Origin of the sequence: Marinomonas ostreistagni (assembly GCF_016888445.1) — a bacterium.
GTDB classification, from domain to species: Bacteria; Pseudomonadota; Gammaproteobacteria; order Pseudomonadales; family Marinomonadaceae; genus Marinomonas; species Marinomonas ostreistagni.
The window spans coordinates 241,168-256,830 of sequence record NZ_JAFEKF010000001.1 but is presented as its reverse complement, the minus strand read 5'-3'; the positions used below and the strand labels follow the sequence as shown (position 1 = coordinate 256,830).

Genomic DNA, 15,663 nt, shown 5'->3' with positions numbered 1-15,663 from the left:
CGGTTGCTACTATTAGGATAAAAATATGGCTTGGTTCAAACGTACTTCTGCTGACACTTCAGCACCAAAGCGTGACCTAGAATACTCTCATATTGTGCAAGTAAGCTCAGCGCAGATCGATGCAGAGCATCTAGCACCTTTAGCATTCACCAAAGCGGAAACCCGTCTAATCTTGGCGTATGTATCACCTCATTTAAATTTTGAAGCAACCGTTCAGAAGATCAAAGCTGCAGCGCCGTTCTGTCGCAACGTAGTTGCCATCATGACCGCAGGTGAGTTAAATAGCTGTGGTAGCAATCTTTATCAAGCTGCGGATGGCCAATGGGATAATTTGGTATTACAGAGCTTTAGTAGCGACTTATTTGCCGAGGTGAGCATTCATTCGGTTCCTCTGCACTGTGAAGACTTACGCAACGGCAGCCCTACTCTTTCAAAAGCCCAACGCATCCATGCTATTGAGAAGGACATGGCAAAGATCAATGTGCCGTTTCCAATTTACTTCAATGACACCATCGCCCTAACCTTTATTGACGGTCTATCATCCTCTGAAAACTTTTTTATGCAGGGCATGTACGCTACGGGCAAGTTCCCTTGCCATTTTTTAGGTGGCTCTGCCGGTGGTAAGCTCGATTTCCAACAAGCCCTTGTCCATGATGGCAATAAAGTAGCGCATAATTGTGCAGTCGTCGCGTTTGTAAAAATGCAGCCCAATACTCGATTTGGCATTCTCAAAACTCACAACTTTGAGCGCACCAGCGAGTCGTTTGTGATCGCCGAAGCGGACGCACTTAATCGTAATGTGCGCTCAGTCATTTCCCAAAAGACCGGCAAAGTCGTCAATATCATTGAGCACTTATGCACTCACTTCCAGTGTCAACCTCATGAATTAGACAGCAAGCTTGTTGGCCATACGTTTGCGGTCAGTATTCGCGACGAGCTATTCATCCGTTCTGTTGCAGGCATCGATGTCGAGCAAGGTCTGATCCACTTTTTCTGTGACTTAGATTTTGGCGATGAACTGATTCTGGTAAAAGCGCAAGATTTTGTCGGCAGTACCGAACGCGCGGCGCAAGCTTTTATGCGCGACAAGCCAAGTCAACCTGTAGCGATGATTGCCAATGACTGTATATTGCGTCGCCTCAATAACAGCAAAGAACTTAACAACATCCAAAGTTTCAAAGCCATCAAAGCCGCTGGGTATTCCACTTTTGGTGAGATTCTCGGCTTACATATGAACCAAACTTTGACTGGATTATTCTTCTTCAAAGTGAATCCTGGTGAAACATTTAAAGACTACTTCGTCGATAATTTTCCGATTCACTACGCGAACTTTCGTGAGTACTTCTTGCTAACACAGCTCAACAGTAGCCGTCAGCTGAATCAACTGCAGGAAAATCTCATTCAACAGCTTTCTGAATACCGCCCACTACTCCAAGAAGCTACCGCCAGCTTTGAGCGCGTCACAGATTACTCGCAATCAACGCAAAGCGTAGTCACCGGCGTAAGCTCTGAATTCGCCTCTTTTAGCCAAGCCATTCAAGCGCAAGAAAAAGACCGTATTGAGATGGTGGAAAATGTAAAACAGCTCAAAGATAATGCTGAGCGCGTTTTAAGCATCATCAAGGTAATCTCTGGGATCGCTGATCAAACCAACCTTTTGGCGCTCAATGCTGCCATCGAGGCCGCTCGTGCTGGAGAAGCTGGACGTGGCTTTGCCGTGGTCGCCGATGAAGTACGTCAACTGTCGCAAAACACTCAGCAAAGCCTAAATCAGACTGGCGAAACCATCCATGCCGTGGATGGCTCAGTGAGCTCAATCGAGCAAAGCATTCAAAAAATAGACAGCTTTATGGGGCAACTACTGCAAAGTACCACAACCCTGTCAGAACAGATCAATAGCTTAAACAGCACCTCAGAAATGGCCAGCCAAGACGTGCAGTCGAGCATCGCGTCGATTAACGAGATGAGCCATCGTGTAGTTGAGATCGACCAAGAAGTCGACATGATCGCACGCCTCAAGTCGAATAATCAGCTAGATTTCTAATCTTGATTGATCAAAAAAGGGAGGCCTGAGCCTCCCTTGTTATTTGTCTTTAAAGTTACATCTTCCTAAAGAGAAGTGCTGTCGCAGTTATAGGTTTGTAAAATAGTCTCACCACTGCAAGATTCCAAGCGAACTTCGAATCCCCAAAGGCGCTTAAAGTGCTTGATTACTTCCATGGTGTCATCATTCAAAGGGCGACCATTATCCATAGTGTGACGTAGAGTTAAGCTGCGATCGCCGTATAAGTCGACTCGTTGCACCTGAATATTAGGCTCACGGTAGCTCAAGTTGTATTGCTGTGCCAAGCGCTGGCGCAACGCATGGAAGCCTTCATCATTATGAATCTCTTTGACTTCTACGTACGGATCAACCTCATTGTTCTCAATGCCAAAGAAGCGAAAATCTCGCATCACCTTAGGCGATAGAAATTGCAGGATGAAGCTCTCATCCTTGAAGTTATGCATGGCAAAATGCAACACCTCCAGCCAAGGTCGATCCACTAGGTCCGGAAACCAGCGACGATCTTCTTCGGTTGGCGCTTCACACATACGTTTTAAGTCCGAATATATCGCAAAACCCAACGCATAAGGGTTAATCCCCGAATAGTATGGCGAATCGAAGCTAGGCTGATACACCACATTGGTATGGGACTGTAGAAACTCAAGAATAAAACCCTCACCTACTTTACCGCGGTTATAAAGCTCATTCATTAGAGTGTAATGCCAAAAAGATGCCCAGCCCTCATTCATCACCTGCGTCTGGCGCTGCGGATAAAAGTACTGTGCCATCTTGCGCACGATACGAATAATCTCACGTTGCCAAGGTTTTAGAAGTGGCGCATTTTTCTCTAAGAAGTAGAGTAAGTTTTCTTGTGGCTCACTCGGAAAAACCGCTTCTTTAAGTTTGCTCTGCTCTACTTTCTCTGACACCGGAATGGTGCGCCAAAGATCGTTAACCTGCTGCTGTAAGATTTGCTCACGCTCATCTTGGCGAGCTTTTTCTTCGGTCAAAGACAATGGGATAGGACGCTTGTAGCGGTCAACGCCAAAATTCATCAACGCATGGCACGAATCAAGCGTAAGCTCTACTTCTTCGATGCCGTACTTTTCTTCACAGTCCAAGATATACTTTTTGGCAAATACTAAGTAGTCAATAATCGCACTGGCATCGGTCCATGTTTGAAACAGATAGTTACCCTTGAAAAAAGAATTGTGACCATAACAAGCATGGGCAATAACCAACGCCTGCATCATCATATTGTTCTCTTCCATCAGGTAAGCAATACATGGAGACGAGTTAATGACGATCTCATACGCAAGCCCCATACGCCCGCGTTTATAGTTTTGCTCGGTCTCTAAAAATTGTTTGCCGTAGGACCAATGATGGTAGCCTAGCGGCATGCCCACGGATGCATAGGCATCCATCATTTGCTCGGAGCTGATGATCTCAATTTGATTCGGGTAGGTGTCCAAACCGAACTCTTGGGCGATTTTACCGATTTCAATATCGTACTGCTCTATCGACTCAAATGACCAATCAGGACCTTGAGACAGGTAGTCGGACTTACTAGTGGCTCGACTCATGTTGCCTCCTTTGGAACAAATCACGGAACACAGGGTAAATGTCTCCGACCTCAACAATATGACGCATAGCAAAGCTGTCTGGATGCGCTGCCTGTACTTCTTCATAGGCGTACCAAAGGCTTTGATGATCCCTTGGCGTAATTTCTATGTAGGTAAAGTACTGCACTAGATCCACTAAATCCTCAGCCAATACTTGCTTACAAATACGCGAATCATCGTCCCAATTGTCTCCGTCCGAGGCTTGAGCTGCGTAGATGTTCCATTGATCAGGCGAATAGCGCTCTTTAACAATCTTATGCATCAGCTTGAGTGCACTCGAAACAATAGTCCCGCCCGTCTCACGAGAATAAAAAAACTCTTCTTCGGTCACTTCTTTGGCACTGGTGTGATGGCGAATAAAGACCACATCGATCTTTTCGTAGTTACGGTGCAAAAACAGATACAGCAGAATAAAAAAGCGCTTAGCAATATTTTTCGTCTCCTGCGTCATTGATCCAGACACGTCCATAATGCAAAACATCACCGCTTTGCTACTCGGGCGCGGCTCTTTGATATGATGGTTGTAACGCAGATCATAGGTATCTAAAAAGGGCGTGCTTTCAATCTTTTGCTTGAGCAACTCAATCTGCTCATCAAGCCAGACGAGGCGGGCTTTCTCTTCAGCACTGCTTGCGCTGTCTAATAAGGCCTCACGCTCTGCTTCTGCTTCGGCGAGTTTTCGACGTGACGAGCTGCTCATGACCATACGTCGAGCATAAGCATTGCGCATTGAGCGCACCAAATTCAGTTTGGAAGGGGTACCTTCAGAGACCACCCCTGCATGCTTTAAATTAAATTCTTTGATCTCCTTGAGATCCTTGCGCACCAGATTAGGCAGTGCCAAATCCTCAAAGACAAAGTCCAAAAACTCTTCTTGAGAAATTTGAAACACAAAATCGTCTTCGCCTTCACCTTGATTGGAGGCATTGCCTTGCCCTGAACCGCCCCCTTGCCCTCCTTCAGGTTTAGGAATGCGATCGCCCGAGGCAAACTCTTTATTACCTGGATGCACGATCGAGCCTTTGCCCCCTTGGCCATGGCCAAAGTGGGGCTCGTGAATATCACGCTTGGGGATGGTGATCTGCTCACCGCGATCCAAATCCTGAATACTGCGCTGGTTCACCGCTTGCTCAACCGCTTTGCGGATATGCTCTTTATAGCGACGCAAAAAACGCTGTCGATTGACGCTACTTTTGTGCTTCCCATTCAGGCGGCGGTCAATTATGTAAGACATGCTCGCACCCTCCTCTATCAACCAATATTAGGCAACTACTCAACCACTACCTATTGGGATTTACGCACTCGTAGATACCACTCAGACAATAGACGAACTTGTTTTTCAGTGTAGCCACGCTCAACCATTCGCTTCACAAACTCGTTGTGTTTGCGTTGGTCTTCTTTAGACGATTTGGCACTAAACGAAATCACCGGCAACAAGTCTTCCGTATTGGAGAACATCTTACGCTCAATCACCACACGTAATTTTTCATAGCTTAACCAGCTTGGGTTTTGGCCATTGTTATTAGCGCGAGCACGCAACACAAAATTCACTACCTCATTACGGAAGTCTTTCGGGTTGCTGATCCCTGCAGGTTTCTCGATTTTCTCTAGCTCATCATTGATCGCAGCACGATCTAAAATATCGCCTGTTTCAGGGTCTCGGTATTCTTGGTCTTGAATCCAAAAGTCGGCATAAGTGACGTAACGATCGAAAATGTTTTGGCCGTACTCAGAATACGACTCAAGATACGCAGTTTGAATTTCCTTACCAATGAACTCTACATAACGTGGCGCAATGAATTCTTTTAAGGCACGTAGATAACGATCATGGCGCTCTTGCTCGAATTGCTCTTGCTCGATCTGTTGCTCCAACACATACATTAAATGCACAGGATTGGCCGCCACTTCAGTCGGATCAAAATTAAACACCCGTGACAAAATCTTGAAGGCAAAACGGGTCGATAGGCCATCCATCCCTTCGTTCACACCCGCCGCGTCTTTGTACTCTTGCAATGATTTTGCTTTCGGGTCGATGTCTTTCAAAGATTCGCCGTCATAGATACGCATTTTCGAGAAAATACTGGAGTTCTCAGGTTCTTTGATGCGCGATAGTACTGAGAACTGCGCCAACATTTTTAACGTATCCGGCGCACAAGGCGCGTGTCGAAGAGAAGAATGCTCAAGTAATTTTTGATAAATGCTCATCTCTTCTGTGACACGCAAGCAATAAGGCACTTTGACGGTAAACACACGGTCAATGAAGGCCTCATTGGTTTTGTTGTTTTTAAAGGTTTGCCACTCAGATTCGTTAGAGTGAGCCAAAATAATGCCATCAAATGGAATGCCACCTAAGCCTTCGGTACCATTGTAGTTACCCTCCTGAGTGGCGGTAAGCAATGGATGCAGCACCTTAATAGGTGCTTTAAACATCTCAACGAATTCCATGATGCCACGGTTACCGCGACACAAACCGCCAGAATAGCTATACGCATCGGCGTCGTTTTGCTCAAAGAATTCCAGTTTACGAATATCCACTTTACCAACTAGCGCCGAGATATCTTGGTTGTTTTCATCCCCTGGCTCAGTTTTGGAAATACCAATTTGCTTAATGGCTGACGGGTACACTTTCACTACGCGAAACTGTTGGATATCGCCGTTGTATTCCTTAAGACGCTTAGCGGCCCAAGGCGACATGACACTTTTAAGGTAGCGTTTGGGAATGCCATATTCGTCTTCTAAAATGTCACCGTCTTCGTTCACATCAAATAATGAAAGCGGTGATTCAAACACAGGCGAGCCTTTGATGGCATAAAATGGCACCGACTGCATAAGCTCTTTAAGCTTCTCAGCTAGAGAAGACTTACCACCGCCCACTGGCCCCAATAAATACAGCACCTGCTTGGACTCTTCGAGACCTTGAGCCGCATGTTTTAAGAAGGAAACAATCTTTTCGATCGAATCTTCCATGCCGTAAAAATGCTCAAAAGTTGGGTAACGCTTAATCAGCTTATTAGAAAAAATCCGACTGCTGCGCGTGTCTTTTGAGGTATCAATGATTTCGGGCTCACCGATGGCTAACAGCAAGCGCTCAGCCGCCGAAGCATAGGCAGAGGGATCTGATTTACAGAGGGTTAGATACTCGTCTAAAGACATTTCTTCTTCTTTTTGCGCGTCAAAACGAGATTGAACATGGTCAAAAATACTCATGGCGGTATCCCCTTATCTACAGTCTATGGGCGCGCACAAGTGCAACGGCTACCCAGGGTGTCAAGCAAACTCTCGTGGAGAAAAGAGCAATAAATAGTCAGACAAGATAATTAAGGTTTAGCATAGTCTGGCGACTACTCAAGGAAGAATGCTGCGCTTTTACAAAAATAAATGTTCAGTAAAACAAAGTGATAAGCCATTAACTATCTGAAATGTAAGCAATTCAAATATCTATGCACAAGATTAAGGAAGTTACACATAGAGGTTTACTCAAAAACCTAAAAGCGCATCATAAACTGCAGGTATTTTGGTCGTAACAAGGCAACTACCCTTTCCTAAATCGTCTTTTTTGTAGTAATTTAACGAAAAAACAATTGCTTGCCTCGCGCTAAATAGCGGTTGTTAATGGTGTTTTAGGAACAGATTTTGCTTTGATTTTATACACTCGCCGATATGGGCACAGCTACCAGCTTAAACGTGTCATCTGCGAACTAATAGGGTCTTAGCCAACACATCACACTCAAGGTGGTTTAATGGATTTATCAAACTATGTGAGCGCACTTCCTTTTGCCGAACATGCCTCAGACGACGTCATACAGACATTAAATGAGCTGGCCCACTACAAAACGCTCAAAGCTGGCGAAATGCTCGCTAGACAGTTTGAGGTCGGCCACTCACTATACTTTTTGCTGGAAGGGGAAATTTCGATTTCTATTCCTTTGCAAGACTCCGGTAAGTCCTATCATGTTGGCTTGATTAGTAAAAAACATTCACCAGTAGGTTGGTCAGCATTTCGTCATCCATCCCGTTATGCCACCAGTTTTCAGGCTACCAAAGAAAGCCAACTGATCGCCTTCCCTATTGTTGCGCTACAAAAGCTTTTAGACGATGACAATACGTTTGCTCAGCAATTTTTAGCGTTCGTGTACCGCGAATCTTTACCTGTGCTCACCACTATTCAAAACCTGACACGCCCTTTCTTTGCCAACGAGTCTTTGGCCTTTGAAGAAACGCGTCCATTGCTGGAGCCTGAGCGCCTTAAGCAAACCATCAAAGAGTCGTTTGCCCTCCTCTCTGATACGGCTTTTTGTGAGACATTTACCCAAGCAGAGATTCAAGCGCTGGCGAAACACGCTCACGTTATTTTGGCCCACCAAGGGGACATCATCTCACAGCAGGATCAACCTGAAGATGGGCTGTATTTTTTAATTAAAGGTAAAGCGGTTGTCAGTTACCAAACCGATGCTGGGGACATTCTCACCACGCGAACCATTGCCCGCCCCGGAACAGTCTTGGCTTGGTGTACGCCGCAAACTGAGCAACGCAATCGCTCTACTATTATTAGCTCACGTGACAGCACCGTTCTGTTTATTACCAAGCAAGACTTGGCTGAAATCTGTGAGCAGCTGCCCAAGTTTGCAATCAAATATTGGTACCGCTTAATCTGGCTGGTCGGCACTCACCTGATGTCTGCGCGCATGCGTTACCTATCGCAAATCGCGGGCGATGAAGTGCTTGCCGTTAACAGCATGATTGAACAAAGCGCGGCGATTTTGCCGGTCAGTTCGCCGCTGTATAAGGTCGGCGCTCTGCTTAAAAACTCCGTCACCACCGACGAAGCGTTTGGTGTCTTATATCAATGCCTGCACTACGGCAATCGCACCGAGCGGACGGTCGCTGGCATGAGTCTTGATATTTTAAAAGACTTACAGCGTGAAAATGCTTTTTACCGCAAGCTCACTCAGATCTACGATACCGTCAACAGCCTACCGAATGACCTCAGCGCCATTGATATCCGTCGTGTCGGCACTGAGCAGTTTCAGCAGGCCTTCCAACAAGTGCCCTATATCATTAAAGGCACCGAGAATTTACCTAAAAACCAAGGCTGCTTGTTTATTTACAACCACCTTTTAGGCTCACAAAGCACGCAGCTACCTAATGGTTTCCGCTATTCATTGGACGCACAATTTATTAGCTCCATGGTCATTTCGCGCCAATACGGCGTTGCGGCGCAACGGGTAGTCCGCCGTAGCAAAGAGTACGAATTCTGGCGCGATGCTTACTATGAGCGCTTTGGCAATATTTTTGTCGATAGCTGGGATGCTTTGACCCATGGTACCGAGGCGTACGAGCAGTTCATTGAAGAGGGTCAAGCAACCCTTCGCGAGCATACGCCTCTGCTGATCTCGCCAGAAGGCAAAAGCTTTGCCACACAAGAATCTCCAGGTGAATTACTACCCTATGTGTTTGAGCTAGCAGGCTCTTTTAATGCAGAAGAGGAACCTTGGATCGTGCCCATTGCGGTCGCCAACTTTGATAAGCGTGCCGATCACAATATTTATTCGGTTGTGATTAAACCGGCATTTCGCATCTCGGAGCGCGTGGACATCCAAGATAAAGCCGCGTTGACGCAATTTTTAGCCGACTACCAAATCGAATTTAGAGACGCGGTTAAGGAAGCCGAAAGCTTAGCCCAAGAAATGAAAAAGTACCCTGTACTCAGTGGTCAGCAAGGCTGTATTTCCAACGTACGCAGTGTGAACCAATTAGATGTAGAGTTTGAGTCAGATGTACGTCAGCTCGAATTCAGTCTGGCCCATCGTACCTTCGAGCAACGCCCAACCGCCTTTTTTGGCAGTACGACCATCCGCTCGTGGATCGACTTTAATGAGCATTTTGATGACCATAATGCGGTTAACTTAGGCTTCAATGGCGCCACCGTTGAAGCGTGTGTGTACTATTTCGAACGTATTGTACTGCCTTACAACCCTGCGGCACTGGTGATCTACGCTGGTGACAACGACATTGGTAATAAACAAAGCAGTAATCGTGTGATCGAATGGTATGTCAGCCTGCTGGAAAAAGTAGATCGCTATCTGCCAGGCTGTGTAGTGACTATCTTGGGTATCAAACTAAGCCCTACACGACAGCACTTACGTCATACGGTGAATAACACCAACAAGCAGCTACAACAGCTGGCGAAAGCACGTCCAAACACCTATTTCATCGACAGCAATGCTATGCTGCTAGACGCTCAAGGCAACGTTGACCATGGCATGTTTCAATGCGACTTGCTGCATTTAAATGAAAAAGGCTATGAGAAATGGACACAAGCTCTGTTAGCGCATAAACCGTCATTGTTGGGATAGCCAAACATCAGCCAGTAAGCCTGCGCTTACTGGCTGGTATCGCAGGCTTTTTCAGGCCTACTCAACGGTAGCAAAATAGTTTGCTCAATATCATGAGCAGATCTTGGTTTAGAAAAGAAAAAGCCTTGCAGATATTTACAGCCAAATGAGCGTAGCATATCCCATTGCGCTTTGGTCTCGACCCCTTCAGCGACCACTTCCATCGACATACTTGTAGCCAAGGCAATGATGGCCTTAGCCACATCACGATCGTAGTCATCGTAGGTAATACCATCGATAAAACTACGATCGATCTTCAAGGTATTAGCGTTTAACTTTTTCAGATACCCCAATGACGTATAGCCTGAGCCAAAATCATCTACCGAAGAATTAACCCCTGCCGCTCGCAGTTCATTTAAAATCTTAGTGGCTTTATCAGGGTCAGCCATGATGGCCGTTTCGGTGAGTTCAATCTCTAGGCAATTGATTAAATAAGGGTATTCGCGCAACAGCTGCTGAAACAGGTCAATCAACTCTAAGCGTGTCACATGGGCCGCAGACACATTCACCGATACCGACAAAATAGGCAATTTAGCTTGATGCCATTGACGAATCTGCTGCGCTGCTGCGTTCACAACCCAGCGATCCAGCTCAAGAATCAAGTTCGATTCTTCTGCGATGCCAATAAACTGGTCTGGGTAGACCAAGCCCAAACGCGGATGATTCCAGCGCACCAAGGCCTCAAGTCCATAAACTTTGCCGGAGTTTGCTTCAACTTTGGGTTGAAAATGCAGTACCAGCTGATCTTCTAAAATCGCTTCACGTAACTCAGATTCTAAGCGTATGCGCTCAGGCGTTGAGTCTTTTAAGAAGCTTGTCTGCCAAAACGTATAACAGCCTTTACCCGACTTCTTCGCTTGATATAGCGAAATGTCTGCATAGCGCATGGCCGACACCAAATCCTGCGCGTCGGCTGGCAAATTGACAATGCCCATACTCGCGCCGATGTAAACCTGCGTTTCGAACACTACAAACACTTCCGCCAACTGCTCAATCAGATAGCTAGCAATCTGCTCTTGTTGCGCACGGCTTAACTGTCCTGTCAGCAACATGACAAACTCATCACCGCCTTGTCGCGCGACCAAGGTCGCATTGGGCACCGCTGAGGTTAAACGCTTACCGACCTGACGTAATAACTCATCCCCAGCATGATGCCCTAAGGAGTCATTAACGAATTTAAAGCGGTCTAAATCTAGATAAAACAGCGTGATGGGTTGTTGCGCTAAGGTAGAAGAGCTGAGTTTCTGGCGCAGGAATTGCTCAAACTGAAAGCGATTAGGCAAGGCCGTTTGTGGGTCAAAATACGCCATATGATGTAGCTGTTCTTCTGCTACTTTCGAATCGGTAATATCGTTAAAAATGGCGATAAAGTTAATCACTTTGCCTTGTTTGTCACGTAAAGCTTCAAGTGACAACCATAAGGTTTTGTCGACCATTTCTGGCGCGGTAAAGTAGACTTCACCCGCCCAATGATTTTGCTCAACCACATGACGCCAAATATCGTTGATCGACATGTCATGCGTCCATGCGGTCGCCAAACGCTCATTGATGCGCTTAGCAAACACGTGCTCATTGAGCTTAAAAATACTGCAAGCAACATCATTAAAATCCAAGATGCTGCGCTGTCTGTCCATCAAGACATTGCCTTGCATCGAGGACTGAAAAAAGTGTGACGACACTTTTACTAGATGTTCGGAGGTGCGCAAATCTGAAATATCCTGCAACACTCCGTGAATACGGTCTTCAGCAGATAAATCGGCCACCTTGAGTCGGCCTCGCAAAATCACGTAACGGTCTTGCCCATTGATGACGCACTGCAGCTCAGACTGAATGGTCGTACCATGCTCTTGGCAGCGACTGAATTGACGCGTTAGCTCTTCACGCTGACTATCTTCAACAAGCGCTAAAAAACTCTCTAGGGACAAGCTACGCTGATTAGAATCAAGCTGTAACAACTGGATGATGTCGTCTGAAAACTCAAACATCTGCGTGGCAAAGGTAAAGCGCCAAGCTCCCATTTTAGCCAACTCGTGGGCATTTTGGAGCTCTTGCTGATAATCCAGCAACGCTCGTTGGGATTGTTTGTGATCGGTAATATCTGTGAGGGTCCACAGCCGACCGACAAGCTTGCCATGTTGCAATCTAGGCCGTACTGAATACTTCAGCCAACGACCATTTTGTAGCAATAACTCACCTTCGAATTCACTAATATTGTCGTGACTTTGTTTAAGAAAACTTAAAAAGTTGTCGGGATTCTCTAAGTGAGTCGCCAATAGCGAAAGGAATTGCTCTAGGCTGATTTCACCTTGAAAGCTTTCAGGGACGTTAAGCAAACACGCTAAGGCATGATTGTAGGTTAATCGCTGGGCCTCAAAATCCACTAAGATCAGCCCTTCTCGAGCCCCCCAAAAAGTGGTTTCGAACAGCTCCAAATGCTCAACCGCAAAGCTTTCTCGTTCGCTCATAGCATCCGATGTTAAATCCATCGTACGCTCAAGCAGGGCAATCTCGTCGTCTTTTTCTTGCAGCAACTGATCAAACTCAGATGCGAGTCGTGCATAGGTTTCTGAAGCACACTGCTCAGGCAAATGCTTTTCTAGCAACGCTTTGATCTTATCGTGCATAGTCTTCCTCAAACGACGCTTAACTGCCATGACGATGTGCTAACGTCGGCGGCATCCATGCTAATTAAAAAGCTTTCGAATTACTAACTTAATAACGACAATTTATCCACTTTCTTGGTTGACTCAACAAATAAAAACCGTCAGCATGACCTGAATTAGAATTTTAGTTTTAAGCGAACCCAATGATCCAGGTAACACTCCCATCAAAACGCAACGGCGATAAACGTAAGGTGAAACAAACTTGCGATGCTGGCGTGTGGATGTAACCTAACAAAAACCCGACAGCATGTTTGCTGAACGGGCCCCCTACTAAGCCAACATGCTGTCCACTAACAAGAGGTATCAGTATGTTTCAAGGCGCCATCACTGCACTCGTAACACCATTTCGTGACAATCAACTTGACGAAGAAGCTCTGCGCCGCCTTGTGCGTCGTCAAATAGAGCAAGGCATCGATGGTCTTGTGCCGGTTGGCACCACTGGCGAAAGCCCAACACTGAGCGAAGCCGAGCACAAACGTGTGATTGAAATCACTGTTGAAGAAGCGAATAAAGCAGTACCTATTATTGCCGGGGCAGGCTCCAACAACCCAATTGAAGCGGTTGAATATTCGAATTACGCGGCAGAGGCAGGCGCTGATGCGACCTTGCATGTCGCTGGCTACTATAACCGTCCAAACCAACGTGGCATTTATGCGCACTTTGAGTACGTTCACAACCATACCGAGTTGCCTATCATTGTTTATAACATCCCACCACGCGCCGTGGTTGGTGTCGAAGTAGACACGTTAGCACAACTAGCTCAACTCCCTCGTATTGTAGGAGTCAAAGACGCGACCGGAGACCTGACTCGCCCAATTCGCGAGCGCGCCCTGATTCAGAAGCCGTTTAGTTACTTAAGCGGTGATGATGTCACAGCGATCGCCTACAACGTCGGTGGCGGTAATGGCTGTATTTCGGTCACATCAAACGTTGCACCTAAGCAATCTGCCGAGATGCATCGCCTCTGTCGTGAAGGTGATTTTGTCGCTGCTGCAAAGCTGCAGGACAAGCTATTTGCGCTACACGCAGCACTGTTCATCGAACCCAATCCTGCTGGGGCGAAGTACGCACTGTCTCTGCTTGGCTTATGTACCGATGAATGCCGTTTGCCAATGGTTCCTCTGCAGGACAGTACTAAAGCCGCGATTCGCCAAGCAATGATGGACTTAGAATTGCTGTAACACAAAAAAGGGGCAATCCGAAGATTGCCCCTTTTTAAACGCTTAAGCTTTCGGTTTATTCTCCGATGTGCCAACCATTGGTGATTGGATAACGACGGTCTCGTCCAAAGCCACGTTCGGTAATACGTACGCCGGTCGGTGCTTGGCGACGTTTGTACTCATTTAAATCCACTAAACGTAACACGCGATACACGGTATCACGATCAAACTCGCCCGCTGCCAAAATCGCTTCGGCACTCATATCTTGCTCAATGTACTGATGCAGGATTTTATCCAGCACATCATAGCTTGGTAGCGAATCTTCATCGACCTGATCTGGGGCCAATTCCGCACTCGGCGGACGTGTAATCACGCGCTCAGGAATGACATAGCCTAAGCTATTACGGTAGCGACATAGACGGAATACTAACGTCTTAAAGACATCTTTTAGTACTGAATAACCACCGACCATATCACCATACAATGTGGCATAACCCACTGCCATTTCACTCTTATTACCGGTCGTCAGCACCATATAGCCTTTCTTGTTGGAGATCGCCATCAGCGTCACACCGCGCGTACGTGCCTGTAGATTTTCCTCGGTGGTATCACGTGCCAAACCTTCAAATTCAGGCGCTAACGTCTCCATAAAGGCAGTGACCATGGGTTCAATTGGCAACACGCTATATTCAACGCCTAGAAGCTTAGCTTCTTCTTCAGCGTCCTCTAAGCTCATTGATGAGGTATACGTGTACGGCATCATAACCGCTTGAACACGATCGGCACCGATCGCATCGACCGCCACAGCCAACGATAAAGCCGAATCAATACCACCACTTAAGCCCAGCACGATGCCTTTAAAACGGTTTTTCTCGATATAGTCGCGCAGCCCAGTAACCATGGCTTGGTAAACGCTGGCTTCAACGTCCAGTGTCGGTGCAATGGTGCCTTGCATCGGCACCACACGCGGCGAGCGATCTTCTGCAATATTGAAATCAACACAGTAAAGGCCTGCTTCATACCACGGCGCCTGGCAAACCTTGTTGCCTTGAGCATCGACAGCAAAAGAACCGCCTTCGTAGACCAGCTCGTCTTGCGCGCCCATAAAGTTAACGTAGACGATCGGCAATTCATTTTCACTGGCACGCTGATGCAATAAGCGCTCACGCACACCCATTTTTTCGATATGGAATGGCGAAGCATTAAGGTTCAGGATAAGCTCTGCGCCCGCGGCTTTAGCTTGAGCGATCGGCTCTGGATGCCACACATCTTCACAGATGCTCAAGCCAACCTTGGCGCCCTTAATCGTAACAATGCAAGGCTCGGTGCCCGCACTGAAGTAACGCTTGTCATCAAATACTTTAAAGTTCGGTAGCTTCTGCTTCGCGTACTCGCCTATTAAAGCACCTTGGTAAATAACGCCAGCGCAGTTAAATAACTCACCATCGATAACACGCGGGTAGCCTACGACAACATAGATGTCTTGAACACGCGCTAAGATTTCTTGTAACGCTGCCTCAATACGCGGTGCCAAGCTTGGGCGTAGTAGTAAATCTTCTGGCGGATAGCCGGTCAGAGTTAACTCAGGAAACACAATAACATCAGCCTGATGCTCTTGCTTCGCTTTCAGGGATTGCTCGATTACGGATTCTGTATTGTTCTTAATGTCGCCAACCAGCATATCCAGTTGGGCCATGGCTACTCGAATGGTCATTTCGTTGCTATCTCAGAGAGTCTGTTAGATGATATGGTGTTATTGTCGTGGAATTGCATTGCTAA

The 15,663-nt window shown here is 46.6% G+C and carries 8 protein-coding genes; 3 read left to right on the top strand and 5 right to left on the bottom strand.

Translation table 11 applies throughout. The features are described 5' to 3' along the window. Positions 1-25 precede the first annotated feature (25 nt). A complete protein-coding gene (locus JQX58_RS01125; protein ID WP_204144990.1) occupies positions 26-2,044 on the top strand; it encodes a methyl-accepting chemotaxis protein in 2,019 nt (672 codons plus the stop codon). A 65-nt stretch (positions 2,045-2,109) separates the two neighbouring features. On the opposite strand, the gene JQX58_RS01120 is transcribed toward JQX58_RS01125, so the two are convergent. Genes JQX58_RS01120 through JQX58_RS01110 form a run of 3 tightly spaced genes read right to left on the bottom strand, consistent with a single transcriptional unit; the run spans position 2,110 to position 6,873 of the window. Further along, on the bottom strand, positions 2,110-3,627 hold the full coding sequence (locus JQX58_RS01120; protein ID WP_204144989.1) for a SpoVR family protein: 1,518 nt from the start codon (positions 3,625-3,627) through the stop codon (positions 2,110-2,112). Next, positions 3,611-4,900, bottom strand: a complete 1,290-nt coding sequence (locus JQX58_RS01115) for a YeaH/YhbH family protein (protein ID WP_204144988.1) — start codon at positions 4,898-4,900, stop codon at positions 3,611-3,613. The genes JQX58_RS01120 and JQX58_RS01115 overlap by 17 nt, the downstream gene beginning before the upstream one ends. Before the next feature lie 50 nt (positions 4,901-4,950). Continuing rightward, positions 4,951-6,873, bottom strand: a complete 1,923-nt coding sequence (locus JQX58_RS01110; RefSeq protein ID WP_204144987.1) for a PrkA family serine protein kinase — start codon at positions 6,871-6,873, stop codon at positions 4,951-4,953. A 533-nt stretch (positions 6,874-7,406) separates the two neighbouring features. Here JQX58_RS01110 and JQX58_RS01105 point away from each other — a divergent pair. After that, entirely contained in the window at positions 7,407-10,022 is a 2,616-nt protein-coding gene (locus JQX58_RS01105) for a cyclic nucleotide-binding domain-containing protein (RefSeq protein ID WP_204144986.1), read from the top strand. Positions 10,023-10,048: 26 nt separating this feature from the next. Here JQX58_RS01105 and JQX58_RS01100 read toward each other — a convergent pair whose 3' ends face one another. Continuing rightward, complete coding sequence (locus JQX58_RS01100) at positions 10,049-12,685, bottom strand: bifunctional diguanylate cyclase/phosphodiesterase (RefSeq protein WP_204144985.1); 2,637 nt, start codon at positions 12,683-12,685, stop codon at positions 10,049-10,051. Between the two features lie 347 nt (positions 12,686-13,032). Here JQX58_RS01100 and dapA point away from each other — a divergent pair, with 347 nt between their 5' ends. Next, complete coding sequence (dapA, locus tag JQX58_RS01095) at positions 13,033-13,905, top strand: 4-hydroxy-tetrahydrodipicolinate synthase (RefSeq protein ID WP_204144984.1); 873 nt, start codon at positions 13,033-13,035, stop codon at positions 13,903-13,905. Positions 13,906-13,960: 55 nt separating this feature from the next. Here dapA and JQX58_RS01090 read toward each other — a convergent pair whose 3' ends face one another. After that, complete coding sequence (locus JQX58_RS01090; protein WP_204144983.1) at positions 13,961-15,598, bottom strand: NAD+ synthase; 1,638 nt, start codon at positions 15,596-15,598, stop codon at positions 13,961-13,963. Positions 15,599-15,663 lie beyond the last annotated feature (65 nt).